General features: G+C 57.5%; 25 protein-coding genes. 5 read left to right on the top strand and 20 right to left on the bottom strand.

Annotation, left to right across the window (positions count from 1 at the left end; all coding sequences use genetic code 11):
• Window positions 1-62: 62 nt before the first annotated feature.
• The 7 genes from I6N98_RS03365 to dauA all read right to left on the bottom strand — a co-directional run bounded on the left by I6N98_RS03365 (window position 63) and on the right by dauA (window position 4,842).
• Entirely contained in the window at window positions 63-488 is a 426-nt protein-coding gene (locus I6N98_RS03365) for a PaaI family thioesterase (protein WP_198570402.1), read from the bottom strand.
• Window positions 489-503: 15 nt separating this feature from the next.
• A complete protein-coding gene (locus I6N98_RS03360) occupies window positions 504-1,013 on the bottom strand; it encodes a GNAT family N-acetyltransferase (protein WP_198570401.1) in 510 nt (169 codons plus the stop codon).
• Window positions 1,014-1,091: 78 nt separating this feature from the next.
• A complete protein-coding gene (locus I6N98_RS03355) occupies window positions 1,092-1,535 on the bottom strand; it encodes a cupin domain-containing protein (protein ID WP_198570400.1) in 444 nt (147 codons plus the stop codon).
• Between the two features lie 72 nt (window positions 1,536-1,607).
• Window positions 1,608-2,423, bottom strand: a complete 816-nt coding sequence (locus I6N98_RS03350) for a DODA-type extradiol aromatic ring-opening family dioxygenase (RefSeq protein WP_198570399.1) — start codon at window positions 2,421-2,423, stop codon at window positions 1,608-1,610.
• 96 nt (window positions 2,424-2,519) lie between these two features.
• Window positions 2,520-2,861 carry a zinc ribbon domain-containing protein YjdM gene (locus I6N98_RS03345; RefSeq protein WP_198570398.1) on the bottom strand — a complete coding sequence of 114 codons (342 nt, stop codon included), beginning with the start codon at window positions 2,859-2,861 and terminating at the stop codon, window positions 2,520-2,522.
• 21 nt (window positions 2,862-2,882) lie between these two features.
• The gene (locus I6N98_RS03340; RefSeq protein ID WP_198570397.1) at window positions 2,883-3,113 is read right to left on the bottom strand and encodes a hypothetical protein; all 231 of its coding nucleotides are present in this window, start codon (window positions 3,111-3,113) and stop codon (window positions 2,883-2,885) included.
• A gap of 55 nt (window positions 3,114-3,168) precedes the next feature.
• Window positions 3,169-4,842 carry a C4-dicarboxylic acid transporter DauA gene (gene dauA / locus I6N98_RS03335; RefSeq protein WP_198570396.1) on the bottom strand — a complete coding sequence of 558 codons (1,674 nt, stop codon included), beginning with the start codon at window positions 4,840-4,842 and terminating at the stop codon, window positions 3,169-3,171.
• 257 nt (window positions 4,843-5,099) lie between these two features.
• Between dauA and pckA the strand changes: the two genes are divergently transcribed.
• Both pckA and I6N98_RS03325 read left to right on the top strand, forming a co-directional pair.
• Window positions 5,100-6,716 (top strand): phosphoenolpyruvate carboxykinase (ATP), encoded by a 1,617-nt coding sequence (gene pckA / locus I6N98_RS03330; protein WP_198570395.1) that lies wholly within the window; start codon window positions 5,100-5,102, stop codon window positions 6,714-6,716.
• Between the two features lie 153 nt (window positions 6,717-6,869).
• Entirely contained in the window at window positions 6,870-7,061 is a 192-nt protein-coding gene (locus I6N98_RS03325) for a CopG family transcriptional regulator (protein ID WP_198570394.1), read from the top strand.
• Here the strand turns inward: I6N98_RS03325 and I6N98_RS03320 are convergent.
• Window positions 7,058-7,786: a glutamine amidotransferase gene (locus I6N98_RS03320; RefSeq protein WP_198570393.1), complete on the bottom strand. Its 729-nt coding sequence runs from the start codon at window positions 7,784-7,786 to the stop codon at window positions 7,058-7,060. The genes I6N98_RS03325 and I6N98_RS03320 overlap by 4 nt on opposite strands.
• Before the next feature lie 278 nt (window positions 7,787-8,064).
• The gene (locus I6N98_RS03315) at window positions 8,065-8,544 is read right to left on the bottom strand and encodes a GNAT family N-acetyltransferase (protein WP_198570392.1); all 480 of its coding nucleotides are present in this window, start codon (window positions 8,542-8,544) and stop codon (window positions 8,065-8,067) included.
• Window positions 8,545-8,739: 195 nt separating this feature from the next.
• Between I6N98_RS03315 and I6N98_RS03310 the strand changes: the two genes are divergently transcribed.
• The gene (locus tag I6N98_RS03310) at window positions 8,740-9,894 is read left to right on the top strand and encodes a YbfB/YjiJ family MFS transporter (RefSeq protein WP_198570391.1); all 1,155 of its coding nucleotides are present in this window, start codon (window positions 8,740-8,742) and stop codon (window positions 9,892-9,894) included.
• Between the two features lie 359 nt (window positions 9,895-10,253).
• Here I6N98_RS03310 and I6N98_RS03305 read toward each other — a convergent pair whose 3' ends face one another.
• Complete coding sequence (locus I6N98_RS03305; RefSeq protein ID WP_198570390.1) at window positions 10,254-10,502, bottom strand: transposase; 249 nt, start codon at window positions 10,500-10,502, stop codon at window positions 10,254-10,256.
• A 138-nt stretch (window positions 10,503-10,640) separates the two neighbouring features.
• Here I6N98_RS03305 and I6N98_RS03300 point away from each other — a divergent pair, with 138 nt between their 5' ends.
• Window positions 10,641-10,892, top strand: a complete 252-nt coding sequence (locus I6N98_RS03300) for a type II toxin-antitoxin system Phd/YefM family antitoxin (RefSeq protein WP_198570389.1) — start codon at window positions 10,641-10,643, stop codon at window positions 10,890-10,892.
• Window positions 10,889-11,143 (top strand): Txe/YoeB family addiction module toxin, encoded by a 255-nt coding sequence (locus I6N98_RS03295; protein WP_198570388.1) that lies wholly within the window; start codon window positions 10,889-10,891, stop codon window positions 11,141-11,143. The genes I6N98_RS03300 and I6N98_RS03295 overlap by 4 nt, the downstream gene beginning before the upstream one ends.
• 238 nt (window positions 11,144-11,381) lie before the next feature.
• Here the strand turns inward: I6N98_RS03295 and lipA are convergent, their stop codons facing one another.
• The 10 genes from lipA to rsfS all read right to left on the bottom strand — a co-directional run bounded on the left by lipA (window position 11,382) and on the right by rsfS (window position 20,278).
• Window positions 11,382-12,365 carry a lipoyl synthase gene (gene lipA, locus I6N98_RS03290; RefSeq protein WP_198570387.1) on the bottom strand — a complete coding sequence of 328 codons (984 nt, stop codon included), beginning with the start codon at window positions 12,363-12,365 and terminating at the stop codon, window positions 11,382-11,384.
• Window positions 12,362-13,069, bottom strand: a complete 708-nt coding sequence (gene lipB, locus I6N98_RS03285; RefSeq protein WP_198570386.1) for a lipoyl(octanoyl) transferase LipB — start codon at window positions 13,067-13,069, stop codon at window positions 12,362-12,364. Before lipB ends, lipA begins: the two co-directional genes overlap by 4 nt.
• A 36-nt stretch (window positions 13,070-13,105) precedes the next feature.
• A complete protein-coding gene (locus tag I6N98_RS03280; RefSeq protein ID WP_198570385.1) occupies window positions 13,106-13,375 on the bottom strand; it encodes an HP0495 family protein in 270 nt (89 codons plus the stop codon).
• A 27-nt stretch (window positions 13,376-13,402) separates the two neighbouring features.
• Complete coding sequence (locus tag I6N98_RS03275; RefSeq protein ID WP_198570384.1) at window positions 13,403-14,566, bottom strand: D-alanyl-D-alanine carboxypeptidase family protein; 1,164 nt, start codon at window positions 14,564-14,566, stop codon at window positions 13,403-13,405.
• A 28-nt stretch (window positions 14,567-14,594) separates the two neighbouring features.
• On the bottom strand, window positions 14,595-15,401 hold the full coding sequence (locus I6N98_RS18685) for a septal ring lytic transglycosylase RlpA family protein (protein ID WP_198570383.1): 807 nt from the start codon (window positions 15,399-15,401) through the stop codon (window positions 14,595-14,597).
• A complete protein-coding gene (gene mltB / locus I6N98_RS03265) occupies window positions 15,398-16,375 on the bottom strand; it encodes a lytic murein transglycosylase B (RefSeq protein ID WP_198571523.1) in 978 nt (325 codons plus the stop codon). Before mltB ends, I6N98_RS18685 begins: the two co-directional genes overlap by 4 nt.
• An 88-nt stretch (window positions 16,376-16,463) precedes the next feature.
• Window positions 16,464-17,609, bottom strand: a complete 1,146-nt coding sequence (gene rodA, locus I6N98_RS03260; RefSeq protein WP_198570382.1) for a rod shape-determining protein RodA — start codon at window positions 17,607-17,609, stop codon at window positions 16,464-16,466.
• A 7-nt stretch (window positions 17,610-17,616) separates the two neighbouring features.
• Entirely contained in the window at window positions 17,617-19,488 is a 1,872-nt protein-coding gene (mrdA, locus tag I6N98_RS03255) for a penicillin-binding protein 2 (RefSeq protein WP_198570381.1), read from the bottom strand.
• Between the two features lie 9 nt (window positions 19,489-19,497).
• Window positions 19,498-19,965 carry a 23S rRNA (pseudouridine(1915)-N(3))-methyltransferase RlmH gene (gene rlmH, locus I6N98_RS03250; RefSeq protein WP_198570380.1) on the bottom strand — a complete coding sequence of 156 codons (468 nt, stop codon included), beginning with the start codon at window positions 19,963-19,965 and terminating at the stop codon, window positions 19,498-19,500.
• The gene (gene rsfS, locus I6N98_RS03245) at window positions 19,955-20,278 is read right to left on the bottom strand and encodes a ribosome silencing factor (RefSeq protein WP_420496992.1); all 324 of its coding nucleotides are present in this window, start codon (window positions 20,276-20,278) and stop codon (window positions 19,955-19,957) included. Before rsfS ends, rlmH begins: the two co-directional genes overlap by 11 nt.
• Window positions 20,279-20,329: the final 51 nt, after the last annotated feature.

The raw sequence follows: 20,329 nt of genomic DNA, 5'->3' as shown, positions 1-20,329 counted from the left end.
ATTCCGCCGGTTTTTAGGGGCGACAATCAAATAGTGATGGATTCAACTATTTGATTGCCAGGTTAATAGCCCCTGCGCGGTGGCACTGAATAGGTGCCCACCACGTGGGCGACCGGCTCATCCATGCCCTCTGAATACAGCGAGACCTCGCCGATAATAAGCACCTTGCCCACCTTGATCAGCTGGCACTCGGCAATGACATCCCGGTCGGCGGCGGGCTTGCGCAGAAAATTGATATTGAGGTTGGTGGTCACCGCCAGGGCCACCAGGCCAATTTCACCGAGAATAGCGGCGTAAAGCGCCGCGTCGGCCACCGCCATCAGGGTCGGCCCCGACACCGTGCCGCCGGGGCGCAAATGGCGGTGATCTATCGCTTTGCGCAGCGTCGCTGACTTATTGCCCACCGCGTCCACAATAATATCGGCCTGGGGGAACTCCTCGGCAAAAAATGTGGATAGTTGTTCTTTGCTTACCTTTGTCGCAGTCATCGAAGGTTTATTCTCTTAAGGACTGTCACTTTCGTGTGGTTTCGCGGTGGCATTCAGATCGGCCTGGAGTACCGCAATACGGTAGCTGACAAACACCTCGCCCTGCCATTCACTGCGGGTCACCGATGTGGCCATCTTTCGCAAAAACCGATACTCGGGCCGGGACGCTAACAAGTGGATATTAACGAAGTGATGGCCAAACTCCTGCGCCCACTCCATCATCGTCTTATAGACCTTGAGGCCAATGCCCCAATAGTCCGCATCCAACACCACTGCCAGTTCGTAGCCGTCGGCATCCGGCTGAATGCCACACCAGCCCGCCAACTCGCCATCCGTACACACCGCCCGCAAGCGGCACCCGGGCATTGAATCGATCGACAGCTTCTCCGACACCCACTGGACCGCGGCAGGCTCATCAAACTGTTGATGTTGAACCAGGTGGCGCCGGACTTTGGCGCGGTTAAGCAGGGCTAAAAAAGCCCTGGGCTCAAGGGCATCAAAGCCAAGGTATTCAATTTCTGACATCAATACGCCTGCAGGCAGTCATGATCACCGCCCGAGCCATGAGCCGGACAGTCAGGCGCGGGCCCGGCAAGCCTGCCGCTATAGATATGTGGTAACACCGTGATCAGCCAGCACCTCAATGACCTTGGGGATATCCGGCGGCCCCGGCGGCACCTCCCGATCCAGAGCGGTAAACATTTTCACTGCCTGACTGCCCTTACCGGTCATTTCCAACATCTCGCCCCCGTCAGGACCGTAGCTAAATGCGTGTACCGTCCCCGCCGGCACATGTACCAGGGTGCCCGCAGAGCAGGCGGTGGCCTCGCCATTGCAATTGAACACCACCACACCCTTGGTGACGTAGAATGACTCATCCCAGTCGTGGCTGTGGGGAGGCGGCCCCATCCCCGCCTGGCCGGATTGCAGGGTGACCTGCAAATCCTGCATCGCCTCGGCACTGCCCAGCACTGCCACCTTTGTTCCCACCACATTCAACGCGTCTTGACGCTGTTCCGGGCTAAGCACAAATGCATTGTTGTTCACAGAGAGTTACTCCATAGGCAAGGAGTCGCTAAAGATAGCAGGTCATGGCTCCCTTACCCAAACCCTCGTGGGCTAATCATCCGCATGCCCTCCCCACAGAAACATGCTCGATTGCTTATTGAGAATCTGCAGTTGATACGCTGTGGTGCACGCTGATTCGGTGTAGCCATAGCACACATGCAAGGGTAGAAGATGTTCTTCCCGGGGGTGACTGTAGCGAGCCGAAGGTGCGGACTCCCACTCTAGCAAACGCCGCTCTCGCTCAGCTTCACTCAGCCCGCTTTTACCACAAGTGTCCTGCAACCAATGATCAAATGCCTGATTGGCGGACCGAGTGGCGTCGGTTTCCGGTGCAAAAAACGCCTGCATATTGTGAAAGGAAAACCCCGAACCAATCAGCAAGATCGAGGGATCATTCAAACCCTGTAATGCCCGGCCCATGGCGATATGTTGGGCAGGATCCAGGCTCTCAACCAAGGACAACTGCACACAGGGGATATCGGCCTGGGGATACATAATTTTCAGGGGAACAAACAGACCGTGATCGAAGCCCCGCTCATCATCCAGGCTGACATCAATGTCTGTAGCCCGCAGCTGCTTGGCAATACGCTGGGTCAAAGCGGGGTGGCCCGCACAGGGGTAGGTAATGTCGTAGGACTCGGGTGGAAAGCCATAATAGTCGTAGATCAGCTCAGGCTGGGCCCCAGCCGTCAGAGTAGGCTTTGCTGCCTCCCAGTGGGCGCTGACCACGACAATGGCCGAAGGCCGCGGGATACTGGCGGCAATACGCTGCAAACAGCTCACCATTTCTGAGTGGGCGCCATCTCCCAGCAGAGGCAGTGGGCCGCCACCGTGGGATAAAAACAGTGCAACTCGCGGCTTCTGCATAATCGGATCTCCATGGTGACAGGCGGTATTACGATAGCAGATACCATCACCTTGTGGTGAAGGCAATCTCCCGCCGACACCACTGGCCAACTCACCTCAGGCGTTGGCCTTTTTTACAAATTCCGACTTCAGCATCATTTCACCGACCTTCTCGACTCGACAATCAATATTGTGATCGCCCTCAACGATACGATTGATTTTCACCTTAGTACCAATTTTCAACACACTTGAACTGCCTTTCACCTTCAGGTCCTTGATCAGGGTGGCGTTATCCCCCTCAAACAGGTCGTTACCATTGGCATCCTTCACAACGGCGACCTCGTCAGCCGAGTCACCAGCGGGGTTCCATTCATGGCCACATTCGGGGCAGACCAGCATATCGCGGTCTTCATAGGCGAAAACGGACTGACACTGAGGACAGGGAGGTAAATCACTCATGGCTTGCTCCTTAGCAAGAAGTTATATAAAAACGGTAAATTCGCTGGCACCAATACACTGGATAAGCTGAGTCAGCGCATTCAAGTCTGCCATCGCGATCGGCTCATCGTCGTTGTCGGCCAGAATGTAGGATTTGTTATCGCGGTTGCGCAGCATCACAAACCACTGCTGTAAATCGGAGGGATTCCCCCTCACCTGTACCTCGACCCACTCTCCCTGTTTGCCCAGCAACACCGCCTCATCCAGTTTCACGTGGTTCGCCTCCGTGGCACACATCGCCAACTGCCTCATCCAAACTGGAATACGATCAGTCCAGAGGACTCGTGCCGTGGCCCCGGGCCTTGGCGAGTGTTTTCAGCGGCTGAAACTGCCAGGCCGAAAACCGGATAGCGATATCGTGCTGCTGACACTGGGATATCAGCCGCTCAATAGCAGAGAGGCCACCGGCATCCAGGTAGGCACTGTAGCGCATATGCAGGATCAGCCCGTCGACATCGCGGGTGCGCTGTGACAACTCGCCAAAAATCCGCTCGGCGGCGGCAAAAAACAGCGGGCCGTTAATTTTAAACACCCGCCAGCCGGCGGGTAGTTTCTGATGGACAAAATCGCGATTATCGGTCACCTCCACCACGTGGGTGAGCTCCGCCAGCTCCCGCATAAACAGTATCGACGCCAGCAGAATCCCCGCCGTAATGGCGATGACCATATCAAAAAACACCGTCAGACCAAGGCAGGTCAGCCACACTAACACATCGCTTGAGGGCGACTTTTTCACCAACTTGACCGACTTGTGAGCCTCACTCATATTCCAGGCCACCACCATCAACAAAGCGGCCATAGCCGGCATTGGTACATAGGCCAGCGCCCCCGCTAACAACAGTAGCCCCATCAATACCACAACAGCGTGGGTGAGCGCCGCCAGTGGCGACACCGCGCCGACTTTGTAGTTGGTCGCCGAACGGGCAATGGCGGCGGTCGCGGTGATGCCACCAAAGAAGGGAGCGACCACATTGGCCATACCCTGCGCCAAAAGCTCACTGTTGGCGCTGTGGCGCTTGCCCGACATGCCGCCCAGCACCACCGCACACAGTAATGACTCGATGGCCCCCAACATGGCGATGGCGAAGGCCGACGGCAGCAGCTCTGAAATCAGCGATAACGATAACTCCAGCGGCTGCCCGGAAGCGTCTCCCCGCAACCACGGCCACTCGAATGTTGGCAGGTAGGGCGGGATACCCGGCGCCTCGGAGCCGTCGGCCAGCAGATAGTGAAAGCGCGAACCGATAGTGTCGACCTCCACCCCAACGCCGCCGAGGACCCAGCCCAGCAGTCCGGCCAGCACCAGCGCCGGCAAGTGTGGCGGCACCGGCGTACCCAGACGCGGCCAAAGCAACATCACTGCCAGGGTAAACACCGCCACCCCGGTACTCCCCGGGTCGAGCTGGATCAGGTTGGCGCCGATCACCACAATTTTATCGGCAAAATGGGAGGGCAGGTCGCCGACCGCCAGACCGGCAAAGTCGGGGATTTGCAGCACCGCGATGACTATCGCTATGCCGCCGGTAAACCCCAGGGTGACCGACTCGGGGATATATTCAATAAAACGCCCCAAGCGGGCGTAGGCCATGGCGATAAGGATAAAACCGGCCATGACGGAGGCCAGCAACAGCCCCGCCAAACCATGCTGTTCCGTCAAAGGATGCAAAATCACCACAAACGCCGCGGTGGGCCCGGAGATGCTGTAACGGCTGCCACCGGTCACAGCGATGATGGCGCCAGCAATAATAGCCGTGTACAAGCCGTATTGCGGTGGCACGCCACTGGCGATGGCCAGCGCCATGGCCAGCGGTATGGCAATCACCCCCACTGTCGCCCCGGCAATTAGGTCGCGCAGCAGCTGACGGCGGTCGTAACCCTCAGCCAGCGCCTCCCTCAAGGCGTAGCCTATTCGCAAAGAAAATAGATGTTTACGGTGAGGCACCGCACTCCTCCTAGCCCTATATCTCAGCAAGCACCTCGCCGTGGCACGAGTCGGCCAATTCGCGTCGGCAGCGCCAAGGTCAGCCGCCGTAGCAACCTGGCTTCCCCGCAATCGCTTTTCCTAATCGCCTTTTCCTAATCGCCTTGTCCAGCAATCCTGAGCCTTACTGAATGCACATTATATGATAATATCGTTATCATTCAATGAGGATATACACGAACCCCTTGCTTCCGACTGCCAGCAACAGGATTAACCCCATGCCGCAAACCGACCTTCTTCAAGCGCTTGAGCAATACGGTATTACCAAGCCGGATACCCTGATCTACAACCCCGATTACGACACACTGTTTGCGGAGGAAACCCGCCCTGAGTTGTCGGGCTACGAAGCGGGCCGCATCACCGAGAGCGGCGCCGTTGCCGTCGACACTGGCATCTTTACCGGCCGCTCGCCAAAAGATAAGTACTTTGTGGAGGACGATACGACCCGCGACACCCTGTGGTGGTCAGATCAGGGCAACAACGACAACAAGCCCATCAGCCCACAGGTTTGGCAATCCCTGAAGGCTGAGGTTGGCAAGCAGCTCAGTGGCAAGCGCCTGTTTGTCGTCGACCTATTCTGCGGTGCCAACCCCGCCAGCCGCCTGAAAGTACGCTTTGTTACCGAAGTTGCCTGGCAGGCTCACTTTGTAAAAAACATGTTTATTCGCCCCACCGAGGCCGAGCTAGAAGATTTTGAACCTGACTTTGTCGTCCTCAACGGCGCTAAAACCAGCAACCCCCATTGGCGGGAACAGGGACTGAATTCGGAAAACTTTGTCGCCTTTAATATGACCGAGGGCATGCAACTGATCGGCGGCACCTGGTATGGCGGCGAAATGAAGAAGGGTATGTTTTCAGTGATGAACTACCTGCTGCCGCAAAAAGGCATCGCCTCCATGCACTGCTCTGCCAATGTCGGGCAGGACGGCGACACTGCCATCTTCTTTGGCCTGTCGGGCACCGGTAAGACCACCCTCTCCACCGACCCCAAACGCGCTCTCATTGGCGACGACGAACACGGCTGGGACGACAATGGGGTGTTTAACTTCGAGGGCGGCTGCTATGCCAAGACCATCAACCTGAGCCAGGAGCAAGAACCGGAGATTTATGCGGCCATCCGGCGCGACGCCCTGCTGGAAAATGTTGCCGTCAACGACAACGGTCAGATCGACTACGCCGATGGCAGTAAAACCGAGAATACCCGAGTCTCCTACCCCATCTACCATATCGACAATATTGTTAAACCGACCTCGGTGGGCGGTCACGCCACCAAGGTCATCTTCCTGACGGCGGATGCCTTTGGTGTACTGCCACCTGTTGCCCGACTCAGCGAGAAACAAGCACGCTACTACTTTCTCTCCGGTTACACCTCCAAACTGGCGGGCACCGAGCGCGGCATTACCGAGCCCACCCCGACGTTTTCGGCATGCTTTGGCGCAGCCTTTCTCAGCCTGCACCCCACCCAATACGCGCAGGTCCTCAACCAGCGCATGGCGCAGTCTGGCGCCCAAGCCTACTTGGTCAACACCGGCTGGAACGGCAGTGGCAAGCGAATCTCCATCAAAGCGACGCGACAGATTATCGACGCCATTTTGGATGGCAGTATTGAGCAGGCAGAGTTTTCGGTGCTGCCCACCTTCAATCTGGATATCCCCCTGGCCCTGGCCGGTATCGACAGCGAACTGCTCGACCCTCGACAAAGCTACTCCCAGCCCGAGCAGTGGCAAGAGAAAGCCGCCTCTCTAGCCCAGAAATTTATCGCCAACTTCGCGCAGTTTACCGACACCCCGGAGGGCGCGGATCTGGTCAGTGCCGGCCCAGTCAGCAAATCGTAAAACAAGGGCATGCCCCATACTGCATGGCGCGTTCGCTCCGCCATTGCCAGTATGGGCCTATGGCTGTGTCGACGACTGCCGGGCCACCCATTACAATCCGGCGCACACGACCTGCAAAGCCGCGCTCTGTTGCACATTAATCAGGATAAAAGTATGGAAAAACGCACAGCCAGACTGACCGTGCTAGTCGACCCCCAGAAAAAAGCCGCCTTTGAAAAGCTCTGCAATCAGGAGGACGTCACCCCGTCCCAGAAAATTCGGCAGTTTATGCGGGAATATATTGAACAGAACCTGGGGCCGGACTGGATGGAGCAGGTATTTAACAATGAAGAGAACGAGAGCTAATCGCCGCCCTCTCGCAGGCTGACCATGGCGGCAAAATGGCGAATAAGTTGCGCAGCAACGGGCGTATCGCGGACCTCAGCCAGTAGCGCCGCGACATCTTTGCCGGCCTTTTCCAACTCCTCCCGTTGACCCTCGATATAGGCCCGCATAATGTCGACGTTGTACTCGGGGTGAAACTGCACACCATAGGCCATTTCCCGAAGACGGTAGGCATGATTCGGCTCGTAGGCATTACTGGCCAGCCGGGTCGCCCCCTCGGGTAAGCGCAATACGCTCTGCCGGTGCGTGGTATGAACAGGAAACGTCTTGGGCAGATTTTCAAACAGTGGATCGCTCTCGGCCTCGGGCAACAGGGTAAGGTCAACGGTGCCGATTTCTTTACCCTTTGGGTGGTCTCCCACTTCTCCACCCGCAGCGCGACCCAGCAGCTGGTGACCATAGCAGACCCCCAATATCGGCAGATCGGTCTCCAGAGCCGCGCGTAGCCAGGCCTCTAAGGCAACGCTCCAGGGCAGGTTGTCGGTCACCATTGCGTGAGAGCCGGTAATCACCACTGCGGCGCAGTGCGCCACTGGTGGTAGGTCGTCTCCCCCCTCCACGTCGACAAGCCCAACGGCTGTGCCCGAACCTAAAGCCGCGGCCGTCCAATCGTCAAAGTCACCAAACTGCGCCTCGACAGCAGGAAAGGTGGTTCCCACTTTTAATACATATATTTTTTTCACCATTTACAGCTACTTACCTTTACCAAACCTCTCGAGCAGGTCGCTCAACACTGCGCCCCCTCACAGAGCACTCCAATATTCCAGCAAGATCGCTTTTCTGGCCATGTTTATTGAGCTGGTTCGGGTATTCTATTTGGCATATATCGTCACAAAAAAAACGCCAACCCCTCCCCAACTACACACCCTCCTGCAGAGCCGATAAATATCGACGCACCACACTTCTATTGCCTTGCTCATCCATGACCTTCATATCCTCCGACGTTTTCTGATTAACCGGCACTTCAGCTTTTGGTGAAATCAGCCACCATTCGATAATTCGTTAGAACCTGCCCCCTCACCTCTACGCGCTGTTCCTCCAATACCCTAAACCCCATACGCTCAAAGAACGGGCGCGCAGTAATGCTGACATTGGCGTAGAGGCTTGTGATACCACCCGCATCGGCAACGCGCTGCAGATGCGAGAACAGCTGGCTAGCAATACCCCGGCCCAAGTAATCTGGGTGACAGAAAAACTGATCAATATAGCCGTCAGGTTGGAGATCAGCGTAGGCACAAACTTGCCCCTCGTATTCTGCCACAAAGGGCTGATTGCACTGAATACGCTGACAGGCCGCTGCCATATCCAGGTCATGGGGTGCCCAGGCGTCTATTTGTTCCGCGCTGTAATCATGCCGGTTTATGCGACGAACGGCCTCACGGAATATCGCCACGAGCGATGCTTCCTCCCCTGGCTTCATTTTTCGAACAATCAGCTTTTCCATGCCTATGACCACACCCTCGAAAGCCCTTTTGCGCCAGCATGGTAGAAGAATTCCACGGCCCTTGCGACCAAAGGCGAATTATCACTGCGAGAAATAATGAACATCATTTTTGATGTGCAGAGCAATAGGCCATGACCTGCTAGCCTACACTGCATCCAATACGCCACAGCCCTTTATCACCAACTGGGAACGACCATGGCCCCACACGACAACGGCGCCCTCCGCATTGCCCTGGCCGGCGCCTTTAGCTTGGTCATTGCCTTGGGCATCGGTCGCTTCCTGTTTACGCCGGCCTTGCCGGACATGATTGCTAGCACCACACTCAACGCCGTCAGCGGTGGCTACCTGGCAGCAGTGAATTACGGCGGCTACCTGCTCGGCGCCATGCTTGCCATGGCGGTGCCCTCCCACCGAGCCCGCAGCGCGTTCTGGTGCGCCCTGTGGGTAAGTGCAATCACCAGCCTGCTTATGGCGCTCAGCGATACCTTTATCCCCTGGGCCATCAACCGCTTTCTGGCGGGCGTGGCCAGCGCCATCATCATGGTCAACGGCTCTGCCCTGGTACTGGGCGCCCTGCCCAATCACCTGCGTGCCCGACTTGGCAACATCCACTATGCGGGTATTGGTCTGGGCATCAGCATCGCCGCGCTCACCGTGGCGCTGATCGAATCGCTGTCCGGAAGCTACCCCGTCATGTGGTTTGCCTGCGGGGGGATTGCGCTTTTACTGATGGCCTTCCTGCGCGTTATCCCTGCACTGCCCCACGCCAGCGAACACGCCCACACCCGTACCCCTGTTAATCGCAAGGCACTGACTTTGCTGATCGCCAGCTATACCCTGGCCGGTTTCGGCTATATTACCAGCACTACCTACCTGCCAGTGATCGCTCGTCAACAACTGCCCGGCCTGGACAACGCCGCCTTCTATACTTGGCTGGCCGTTGGCCTCGCGGCCATCCCCGCCAACCTGCTGTGGGGCAGGCTGGCCAGCCATGCCGGTGAACGCAACGCGCTGATGATGGCGCTGGTGGTGCAAGCCAGTGGCGTTAGCGCTCCCGCCTGGATACCGGGTCTCTCTGGTCTGGTTGTCAGCGGCCTGCTGGTAGGAGGTACATTCACAGCCGTAGTGGCACTGAGCATGTATTGCGGCCGCCAGCTCGCCCCCCACGCCCCAAGCATGGCATTGGGCGCCCTCACCGCCTGCTATGGCGTTGGGCAGATATTGGGGCCAGTGGTCACCGCCAGAATGCTGGAAAGTAGTGGCAGTTTTGCGCCCGGCTTGCTGGGTGCCGCCATAGCGCTGGTGGGCGCTGCGCTGCTGATGTTGCCGTTAAGTCAGCGGCGGTTTTAGCGCAATGTATTGATCATATTTTAGACACACAGCTCGCCTAATTCTATGCGTTAGCTTTGATATAACCCAACGTCTGTGTTCATAGGGAGATTTGGAGCCGTACTGCGCCGGAAAAGCGGTCCGCTGCAGCCCTCAGTTAGCGGCTATTTTCCGTCACGACGACTGACTTGCAGATTACAAAACAGGTATCGAATACCAACGCCTTGTACCCACCTTCAGGAACAAACGATGACACATAATTCGTTTTCAGCCAGCCTGAAACCGCCGACTGATACGCATCCATGACTGGACGAGGTCCCTGAGCCAACTGCCCGTATGAGCCTTTGCAAAACTCAATAAACAGACCAGCGTGATATGTATTAGCGTAGCCGCTCAGTAGGCTTGGGTTCAGCTTCTTCGTTCTTCATATGAATTCGCCTCGTCGGGGTCGCAACCAATTTACCTTCACGGTACTCCTGCCCCCAACGATAAACCATCACTGGGTGGAGACCCAATATATCAGCAATCTGGAGTGTGTCTGCGTCGAGCTTTTCGGTCAGCTCGACCACTTTGATTTTGAAATCAACTGCGTATTCAATGACGCGTTCTTTGCTGTGAATCTTTGCCATACTTGCCTACCTCCAGGTTGAGATAGGCGTCTACTACTTGGGGGGGAGATTCCGCAGTGGAAAACGGGTCGCTTGCCTGTACTTGTTATGCGCTGCTATACTCACGTACATATTATTGTACATGTACAGGAAAAGACAATGGACAGTATAAGCTATACCGCCGCCAGGAGCAACTTGGCGAAAACTATGGAGCAGGTCTGTAACGACCATGCGCCCATTGCTATTACCCGCAAGGGCGAAGGTGCCGTTGTGATGATTTCTATGGACGACTACCAAGCCTTGGAAGAAACGGCATATCTGCTTCGGAGCCCCAAAAATACCCGACGCCTGATCGAGTCTATTGCCGAGCTTGAGGACGGCAAAGGCCAAGAAAAGGAATTGATTGAGTGAAGTTAATTTTTGCAGAGAAGGCATGGGAGGATTACCTGTACTGGCAAAAAACGGACAAACAGACACTGAAACGTATTAATACCCTTATCAAGGAAATCAAACGAGAACCATTCGAAGGCATTGGAAAGCCAGAGCCGCTCAAACATGCCCTTTCGGGGTATTGGTCTCGAAGGATTAACGATGAGCACCGAATGGTTTATAAAATTCATCAAGATTCCCTGCTTATTGCCCAACTTCGCTACCACTACTGACCTGGCGCATAACAGCCTGATAATGAGGTCTCCGTCCTCATAATAATTATTATCGTGAAGTCACGACAATTGATCGCCACTTAATGCCCCGCCTATAACGCATTGAAATAAAAGGCAAAAGACCCCCCAGCACATGGAACACGACAGAGACTTGTACCCACGCGTTCAAGCAGGGCGCGCGTTATGCGCAGCCGATTGAGCGGGATACTACACGGGTAGCGAGTTAAGTCAGAGTCGCTTACTTCAGCAAGCTCAGATCGACCTGCTTATCGGCGTGGTAGGAGGAGCGCACCATCGGTCCGCTGGCCACGCTCTTAAAGCCCAACTCTTTGGCGATGCGGCCAAACTCGTCGAACTCTTCCGGGGTGACAAAGCGATCAACCGGCAGATGGTCGCGGCTGGGCTGGAGGTATTGGCCCATGGTAATCATGTCGATGTCGTGGGCCCGCATGTCTTTCATCACCTGGATGAGTTCGTCGGCGGTTTCGCCCAGACCCAACATCAAGCCGGATTTGGTCAGCACGTCGGGGCGACGGGCTTTGTAGTTTTTAAGCAGGTCCAGGGACCACTGGTAGTCCGAGCCGGGGCGAATCTTTTTGTAGAGGCTGGGCACGGATTCCAGGTTGTGGTTGAAAACATCCGGCGGTTCCTGCTCAAGGATGTCCAGGGCTATGTCCATACGTCCGCGGAAGTCGGGCACCAGCACTTCCACTCGGATGCCAGGTGTGCGGGCGCGGGTTTCGCGGATGCAATCGGCAAAGTGCTGGGCGCCGCCGTCTTTGAGGTCATCCCGGTCTACCGAGGTAATCACCACGTACTTAAGCTGGAGTTCGCCAATGGCTTCAGCCAGCTCGATGGGCTCATTTTCGTCCAAGGCGTTAGGGCGGCCATGGGCCACATCACAGAAGGGGCAGCGACGGGTACAAATTTCACCCATGATCATAAAGGTGGCGGTACCACCGCTGAAGCACTCACCCAGGTTAGGGCAGGCGGCCTCTTCACACACGGACGCCAATTTGTGCTTGCGCAGGATGCTTTTAATGCGGCTAATTTCTGGGCTGGCGGGCAGTTTGGCGCGAATCCATTTAGGCTTGGCAGGCAGCTCTACGGTCGGGATCACCTTGACGGGAATCCGCGCTACTTTGTCGGCACCGCGCAGCTTCTCGCCCTGTACAACTTTTTTGGGCTTGGGTTTAGCGGTGTTATTTTCTGCCGTGCTCATGCTGTTTGCTCCCTGCCGGGCAATGCATCACTAAAATCCCGGCAATCTGTATAGCGCAACCGCTCAGCTAAAATGTGTGCCAGCTGATCGGTTAATTGGACCAACGATGGTACAGGATCGGCCCCTTGCTGGCGAATATCGGTCACCGCCATACCCACGTGACCACAGGGGTTGATGCGCTGGAATACGCTCAGATCCATGTCGGTGTTCAGGCTCAGACCATGGAAGGTGCAACCCTTGCTGACCCGCAGGCCGATCTGGGCGATTTTGGCGCCATTCTCTACATACACCCCCGGCGCATCGGCGCGGGGATGCGCGGGAATGCCCAGCGTCGCCAGCACCTCGACGATGCTCTCTTCGATAGTGGTGACCAGATCGCGGATGCCGATCCCCCGGCGACGCAGGTCGATGAGAATATAGCCCACCAGTTGGCCGGGGCCGTGGTAGGTGACCTGACCGCCCCGATCCACTTGCACCACCGGGATATCCCCCGGCATCAGGATGTGCTCAGCCTTGCCGGCCTGGCCCTGGGTAAACACCGCGTCGTGCTCCAAAAACCACAGCTCGTCGCGGCTGCTGTCATCGCGCCCGGCCGTGTAGGCCTGCATGGCGTGCCACACCGGCTCGTAGGCCTGGCGACCCAGGCGGCGGACCCAGAGGGTATCAGAGGAATTGGGTGTGGAAGTGGGGGCGGATTCAGACAAGGTCGTGCTGCTCTCGATTAGGCTATATCGGGTTCTTTAAAGAACCATCTTTACCACGCCGGTGGCCTTGAGGTCGGCGTGGATGTTTTTAAGCTGGGGCTCACCGGTGGCGACGATGGTGACGGTAACCGACACAAACCGCCCCTCCCGGCTGACTCGCTCGGTAATACGGGTTTCGTCGATTTCTCCAGCGTGGCGCTGCATGATGGCCACCACCTGCTCTCGCAGCTCCACACCATTCTCACCGATTACCTTGATGGGGTAATCGCAGGGGAATTCGATTTTAGGGGCATCTGGTTCGGTCATAACTTCACCCATGTTTCGGCAACCAGCTTAGGCAAACAGCCCCAGGAAGAACAACACAATGCTGTCCCACAGGCGCTTAAAGATGCTGCCGGCTTCGACGTTTTGCAGCGCCACCAGCGGCTTGCGAATCAGTTCCTCGCCATCCAGCTGTACCACCATCTCGCCGTAGACTTGGTCGGCATTTAATGGTGCGGTAAGGTTTTCATCCACCACCAGCTGCGCATCCAGCTTATCGCTTTTACCGCGGGGAATGGTCAGGTAGACCTCGTCCCGCACGCCTAAGGCCACGCTGGGGGAGGCACCCTTCCACACTTTGGCTTGGGTCAGCTCGGTGCCAGCGGCATAGAGGTGGTGGGTCTCAAAGTAGCGGAAGCCGTAGGACAGCAGTTTTTGGGTCTCCCTCTCACGGGCGGATTCGCTGGAGGCGCCCAGCACCACCGAGACCAGCCGCATGCCGTCCCGCTTGGCGGAGGTCACCAGGCAATAGCCCGCCTCTTCTGTGTGGCCGGTCTTCAAGCCGTCGACACTGGGGTCGCTCCACAGCAGGCCGTTGCGGTTGTTCTGGCGGATGCCGTTGTAGACAAATTCTTTCTCACTGTAGAGGGCGTATTCCTTGGGGAATTCGATAATCGCTTTGGACAGCAGCGCCAAATCCCGGGCCGAGGTGTAGTGATCCGGATGGGGCAGGCCGTGGGAGTTGACGAAGTGAGTGTTCTCCAGCCCCAGCATCTGGGCATGGCGGTTCATAATGTCGGCAAAGGCGGCTTCACTACCGGCAAGGTGTTCAGCAATGGCTACCGTAGAGTCATTACCCGAGGAGATCACCACCCCTTTGTGCAGATCGCCAATGGAGACCTGCTTGCCCACCTCAATCCACATCAGCGATGAGCCTTTAAAGATCGGGTTCTGGGCCCAGGCGTCTTTGCTCACGGTGACCATATCGTCGTTGGTGACCTGGCCTCGCTCCAGCTCGTAGGACAGCACATAACTGGTCATCAGTTTGGTGAGGCTGGCCGGCGGCATGCGCTCATCAGCGTTGTGCTCAATCAGCACCTTGCCACTGTTGGCATCCATCAGAATGTAGGCATTGGCGCCAATGGAGGGCGGCGCGGGGACCATGTCGGGCTGGGCCCAGGCTGTGGCAGCCAGCAGCAGGTTGGCCAACAGGCCGAAGATCAGTGTTTTTTGCATGACGGTAAAGTGTTCTCGCGATAGTGGCTCAGTGGTCGTCTTCTACTATCAGACTGGGCTCGCCGTTCCAGCTCTGCTGCAACTGACGTTTGGCGGCCTGTACAGCGGGAAAGTCGCTGAACGGACCAATGCGAACCCGGTGTAGCACCCGTTCCGGGTCGTTATTGACCGCGACTGTCACCGGCAAATCCAAGCGCTGTCGCAGTGACTGCTCCAGGTTCAGGGCCGAGGCCCGCTGGGCAAAGGCGGCTACCTGTAGGTAGTAGCGCGCCGTCGGCGCCGCCGACTGGCTATTATCCGGTTCAATGACTTCAATTTCCACCGGCGCGGTGCCCTGATCGGCAAAGCCCAGCTTAACGGCGGCGGCATAGGACAAATCGATTATGCGCTCGCTGTGGAATGGGCCCCGGTCGTTAACCCGCACAATGGCGCTGCGGTTGTTATTGAGATTGGTGACCCGCACGTAGACCGGGATCGGCAAGGTCTTGTGGGCGGCGGTCATCTCGTAAAGGCTGTAGATCTCACCGTTGGAGGTGGGCAGGCCATGAAACTTCGTGCCGTACCAGGAGGCCGTTCCCCGTTGCCGAAAGCCACGGTGATCCTCCACCAGGTGGTACTGTTTGCCGTTGACCGTGTAGGGGCTCATGTTGCCGGCCAGCTTTAGCAGCTCGTGGCGAGGCTTGGCATTGACGATCGTGCTGGGATCGAGGGTAGCAGTGGGCGCTCCGTCCTGAGTAGGTCGCTTAGCGTCCCCGGTCACTGGCTGGGTACTCTGCTGAGCACAGGCGCTCAGCAGTGTAATTAGCGCGGCAAGTAAAACACCGTGACGCGTCATTGCGCGGCAACGGTTTCACGCATGCGCTGCCCCACCAACTGGCTCAATTGATGGGCAGCCATGGCGTACATAGCACTGTGGTTGTAGCGGGTGATCACGTAAAAGTTCTTCAGGCCAATCCAGTATTCATCACCGTCGTCGCCGTCTAGCTTCATGGCGGTGGCTTTGAGTTTACCGGGCAAATCCTCGCTGGGCTTGATACCCCCCTTGGCCAACTTGGCTACCGTGGTGCGGGGCTTAAGGCCGGTGTTAAACAGGCTGTCGTCAACATTCTCTGCCAACACTGCCTTGGTGGTGACCGGGCCGCCGGGCTGCCAGCCGTGGCGGGCAAAGTAGTTGGCGACACTGCCGATAGCATCCACCGGGTTGTTGACGATATCGGCCTGGCCGTCGCCATCAAAGTCGATGGCGTAGGCGCGGTAGCTGGAGGGAATAAACTGACCATAGCCCATAGCACCGGCGTAGGAGCCTTTAAGGCTAAAGGGGTCGAACTGCTGCTCACGCACCATCAGCAAATATTCTTCCAGCTGGCCCAGGAAGAATTTGCTGCGACGGGGAAAATCAAAACCCAGGGTCGCCAGTGCATCCACCACCCGGTAACTACCCTTGTTGCGGCCGTAGCGAGTTTCCACACCGATAATGCCGACGATCATCTCTGCCGGCACACCAAATTTTTCCTCGGCACGATTCAAGGCCTCGCGGTACTCCTGCCAGAACTCCACGCCCTGCTGAATACGGGACTCCTGGATAAAAATGCGGCGGTAGCGCCCCCAGGTCATCACTGACTCAGCGGGGCGGGACATGGCGTCGAGAATGGACTGTTTGGGCTCTGCCTGCTGCAGAATATTGGTCACCCACTGCCGATCAAAGCCGTGCTCAGACACCATTTTGTCCACAAACTCGCTGGAGAGGTCGTGCTGGGTGTAATCCGCCCGTGCCGTCAGCGCCGCCAAACCCAGCACTACCACCGCCATCAGCCGGCCATAAATACCTTTAATTTTCAGAGTCTTATTCACTTTTTGCTCGCTTTTAAATATGTGTGTAACTGCCGTGGCAGCCGCGCTACTGGTGCACAAGGCGCTCGTCAGCGCGAATACTCATCAAGATGCCAAAACCCGCCAACAATGTCACCAGCGAGGTCCCCCCCTGGCTCACCAGCGGCAGCGGCACCCCCACCACCGGCAACAGTCCCGACACCATGCCCATGTTGACGAATACATAGACAAAGAAAGTCAGGATAATACTCCCGCCCAACAAGCGGCCGAAGCTATTTTTCGCCTGGGCGGCAATCCACATACCGCGTCCGATAATCAAGCCGTAGAGCAGCAGCAACAGCAACACGCCCCGTAGACCAAATTCCTCCGCTAGCACCGCGATGATAAAGTCGGTGTGACTCTCGGGCAGAAAATCCAGGTGAGACTGAGTGCCGTGCAACCAACCCTTGCCATCAAACCCGCCCGAGCCAATGGCGGTTTTGGACTGGATGATGTTCCACCCCGCCCCCAGCTTGTCACTTTCCGGGTTGAGTAAGGTTAAGATACGTTGGCGCTGGTAATCGTGGAGCACAAATTGCCACATCGGCCAGGCCGCGGCCAGAATTGACGCCGCACCGGCGAGGATGAAGGTCCAGCTTACCCCGGCCAGAAACAGCACAAACAACCCCGACATGGCAATCAGGATCGAGGTTCCCAGGTCGGGCTGCCGGGCCACCAGAAACGTGGGAATGGCGATCACCACCAAGCTAGTCAAGGTATGGCGCCAGCGCGGCGGTAAGGGGTGGGAGGAAAAATACCAGGCCATGGCCATGGGCATCACTAGCTTGGCCAGCTCCGAGGGCTGAAAGCGGAAGCCCCCCAAACTCAGCCAGCGCTGGGCTCCCTTGGCCCCTACCCCAAAGAAGGCCACCGCAATCAACAATACCACGCAACCCACATAGGCCAGCGGCGTCCAGCGCTGCAGCACGTCGGGGCGCACCTGGGCCACCAGCAACATCATTACCACCGCCACCGACATATAACGAGCCTGACGCAATACTGCCGCCGAGCTGGAGTCACTGGCGCTGTAGAGCACCGTTAAGCCCACACCGCACAACATCAGCAGCAGCACCAACATGGGAATATCGATACGCAAGCGCTGACTCAGGCCTCGATCGCTGCGAATGCCCTGCCCACCGCCGGGCATTTGCCGGACAAAATCACCGTTATTCATCGCTCACCTATTCATCACTCACGCCGGAGATCTCAGGCATAGGCGCCAAGGTATCCAACAGGAAGGCATCCATCACCTTGCGGGCCACCGGACCCGCCACACTGCCCCCGTGCTCACCGTTTTCGATCACCACCGCCACGGCAATTTCCGGATTCTCCACCGGCGCAAAGGCGACAAACAAGGCGTGGTCGCGCTTGCGCAACTCCAGGGCCTCGGCATCGTATTTTTCACCCTGGGCAATGCTGACCACCTGGGCGGTGCCGGTCTTGCCGGCTAGGCTGTATTTGAGGTCTTTGCCCAGTATGCGGGCAGTACCTCTGGCCCCCTGAATCACCCGCTCCATGGAGCGGATAACGGTTTCCCAGGCGCCTTCAGGCACATCCTCCAACTGCCCCATCAACGGCGCGTGTACTGGCGAATCGCCCACTGCCGCCAGCAAACGCGGCGCACGTAATTCACCCCGGGAGGCAATAACCGAGGTGGATACCGCAAGCTGTAGAGGCGTCACCAGCATAAAGCCCTGGCCGATGCCGACGTTGATCGTCTCACCGGGATACCAGTGGGTACCGCGATTTTCCTGTTTCCATTCTCGGGAGGGCATCAGGCCCCGCCGCTCATTGGTGTTGTCGACACCGGTGGTGGCGCCCAGGCCAAAACGCAGACCAAAGCTGTGCAGGCGGTCGATCCCGAGCTTGTAGGCCAGTTCATAAAAATACACGTCACAGGACTGCACGATGGCGTCGTCTAGGTCCACGGTGAGGCCGTGGCCGCCCCGCTTCCAGTCCCGGTAGCGATGGCTGCCGCCGGGTAGGCTGAACCAGCCGGGATCGGCGATCCGGGTGGAGGGCGTTACCACGCCATAATAAAGGCCGGCCAAGCCCCAAATGGGTTTGATGGTAGAGGCCGGTGGGTACTGCCCCTGCAGCACGCGATTATAAAGCGGCAGATCCGGGTCTTCCTGCAGGGCCCGATAGTCGGTGCCGCTGATACCGCTGACAAACAGGTTGGGATCATAGCTGGGGGTACTGACCATGGCGATAATGCCGCCGCTGCGAGGGTCAATCGCCACCACCGCGCCGCGCTTGTCCCCCAGGGCTTCGGTGGCCACTTTTTGCACCTGGGCATCCAGATGCAATCGGATGGAGCCGCCGGGAATCGGGTCGTGACTGTCCAGCACCCGGAGTATACGGCCGTGGGCATTGGTCTCCACGTTCTGATAGCCGACGGTACCGTGCAGCAAGTCCTCGTAGTATTTTTCCAGGCCGATTTTGCCAATGTAGTGGGTGCCGCTGTAGTTGACCGGGTCGATCCGCTCCTGTTCCCGTTCGCTAATCTTGCCTACGTAACCCAGCACATGGGCAAACAACTCACCGTGGGGATAGGACCGCACCAACTGCGCGTCCACCTCTACCCCCGGCACCCGGTGGCGATTGACCGCTACCCGGGCGATCTCCTCCTCACTGAGGCGGAACTTGAGCGGTACCGCCTGGTAGGGTCGCCGTCGCCGCAGGCCCTTGTAGAACTGCGCGATGTCTTCCTCACTGAGCTCTACAAACTCCTGGATAATCGCCAGAGTCTGGTCGAGGTCATCGACCCGTTCCCGCACCACCGTCAGGGTGTAACTGGGAATGTTTTCGGCCAGCAGCTCGCCGTTGCGGTCAAAAATCAGCCCCCGCTTGGGGGCAATGGGAAGCAACTGAATGCGGTTGCGATCGGACTGGGTCTTATAGATCTCGTAGTCAACGATCTGCAGTAGCGTGTAGCGGGACACCACAATGCCGGTTAGCAAAAACACAATCAGTAGCGACAGCATCAGCCGGTGGCGGTATATCAACCGCTCTCGCTGGGTGTTCTTAAGCTGCTGACGGGGTTTGGGCATAATTGCTTATCAGCGGTGATAGGGGTGATTGGCCAGAATCGACCAGGCCCGGTAGAGCTGTTCCGCCATTACCACCCGCACCAGGGGATGGGGCAGGGTCATCGCCGACAGCGACCAGCGCCGCTCCGAGGCCGCCAGGCAGTCCCGGCTGAGACCGTCGGGCCCGCCCACCAGCAAGCTGACGTTGTCACCGTCCATTTGCCAGTCTTTCAATGCTGCCGCCAAGCCTTCCGTACTCAGGGGTTTGCCGGTGACATCCAGAGCGATAATCCGGTCGCCCTTGCCCACCGCTGCCAGCATTGCCTCACCCTCTTGCTGCACGGCGCGGGCGATATCGCTGTTCTTACCCCGTTTGGCCAAAGGTAATTCTTTGATTTCAAACTGAATTTCGGGCGGCATTCGCTTGCGGTACTCGCTGACGCCGGCATCCACCCAAGCGGGCATCTTAGTACCTATGCCAATAAGGCTAACTCTCATGGCTGGCGGGCACCTGCCAGAGACGCTCCAAGTCATAGAATTGACGGGCCTCGGGCAGCATCACGTGGGCTACCACATCGCCAAAATCCACCAGGATCCAGTCACTGGACTGCTGACCTTCCAGCCCCAGGGGGCTGTAGCCCTGCTTTTTGGCCTCCACCCAGACATTGTCCGCCAACGACTTAACGTGACGGTTAGAGGTGCCACTGCACACCACCATATAGTCGGTGACGCCGCTGATATTGCGGACATCAAGCACCACGATCTCTTTGCCCTTCATGTCATCCAGCGCCTCGACAATGATGTCGCGCAGGGCGTCCGGGTTGCTGGTAGCCACGTTTTTGGCCTGTGTTGAAGCCCGTTG

The sequence above is a fragment of the Spongiibacter nanhainus genome, from assembly GCF_016132545.1.
GTDB lineage: Bacteria > Pseudomonadota > Gammaproteobacteria > Pseudomonadales > Spongiibacteraceae > Spongiibacter > Spongiibacter nanhainus.
The sequence above is the reverse complement of the archived record's forward strand: the minus strand, read 5'-3'. Positions and strand labels throughout refer to the sequence as shown.

Bases quoted from the DNA above. Each gene is read 5' to 3' on its own strand.
- rodA (WP_198570382.1), bottom strand. From the start codon at position 17,609: ATGAATAACGGTGATTTTGTCCGGCAAATGCCCGGCGGTGGGCAGGGC.
- I6N98_RS03365 (WP_198570402.1), bottom strand. From the start codon at position 488: ATGACTGCGACAAAGGTAAGCAAAGAACAACTATCCACATTTTTTGCC.
- I6N98_RS03305 (WP_198570390.1), bottom strand. From the start codon at position 10,502: ATGGCAAAGATTCACAGCAAAGAACGCGTCATTGAATACGCAGTTGAT.
- I6N98_RS03275 (WP_198570384.1), bottom strand. From the start codon at position 14,566: ATGCAAAAAACACTGATCTTCGGCCTGTTGGCCAACCTGCTGCTGGCT.
- I6N98_RS03310 (WP_198570391.1), top strand. From the start codon at position 8,740: ATGGCCCCACACGACAACGGCGCCCTCCGCATTGCCCTGGCCGGCGCC.
- I6N98_RS18685 (WP_198570383.1), bottom strand. From the start codon at position 15,401: ATGACGCGTCACGGTGTTTTACTTGCCGCGCTAATTACACTGCTGAGC.
- lipA (WP_198570387.1), bottom strand. From the start codon at position 12,365: ATGAGCACGGCAGAAAATAACACCGCTAAACCCAAGCCCAAAAAAGTT.
- I6N98_RS03320 (WP_198570393.1), bottom strand. From the start codon at position 7,786: ATGGTGAAAAAAATATATGTATTAAAAGTGGGAACCACCTTTCCTGCT.
- mltB (WP_198571523.1), bottom strand. From the start codon at position 16,375: ATGGCGGTGGTAGTGCTGGGTTTGGCGGCGCTGACGGCACGGGCGGAT.
- I6N98_RS03325 (WP_198570394.1), top strand. From the start codon at position 6,870: ATGGAAAAACGCACAGCCAGACTGACCGTGCTAGTCGACCCCCAGAAA.
- I6N98_RS03350 (WP_198570399.1), bottom strand. From the start codon at position 2,423: ATGCAGAAGCCGCGAGTTGCACTGTTTTTATCCCACGGTGGCGGCCCA.
- rlmH (WP_198570380.1), bottom strand. From the start codon at position 19,965: ATGAGAGTTAGCCTTATTGGCATAGGTACTAAGATGCCCGCTTGGGTG.
- pckA (WP_198570395.1), top strand. From the start codon at position 5,100: ATGCCGCAAACCGACCTTCTTCAAGCGCTTGAGCAATACGGTATTACC.
- I6N98_RS03345 (WP_198570398.1), bottom strand. From the start codon at position 2,861: ATGAGTGATTTACCTCCCTGTCCTCAGTGTCAGTCCGTTTTCGCCTAT.
- I6N98_RS03315 (WP_198570392.1), bottom strand. From the start codon at position 8,544: ATGGAAAAGCTGATTGTTCGAAAAATGAAGCCAGGGGAGGAAGCATCG.
- I6N98_RS03360 (WP_198570401.1), bottom strand. From the start codon at position 1,013: ATGTCAGAAATTGAATACCTTGGCTTTGATGCCCTTGAGCCCAGGGCT.
- I6N98_RS03280 (WP_198570385.1), bottom strand. From the start codon at position 13,375: ATGACCGAACCAGATGCCCCTAAAATCGAATTCCCCTGCGATTACCCC.
- mrdA (WP_198570381.1), bottom strand. From the start codon at position 19,488: ATGCCCAAACCCCGTCAGCAGCTTAAGAACACCCAGCGAGAGCGGTTG.
- I6N98_RS03300 (WP_198570389.1), top strand. From the start codon at position 10,641: ATGGACAGTATAAGCTATACCGCCGCCAGGAGCAACTTGGCGAAAACT.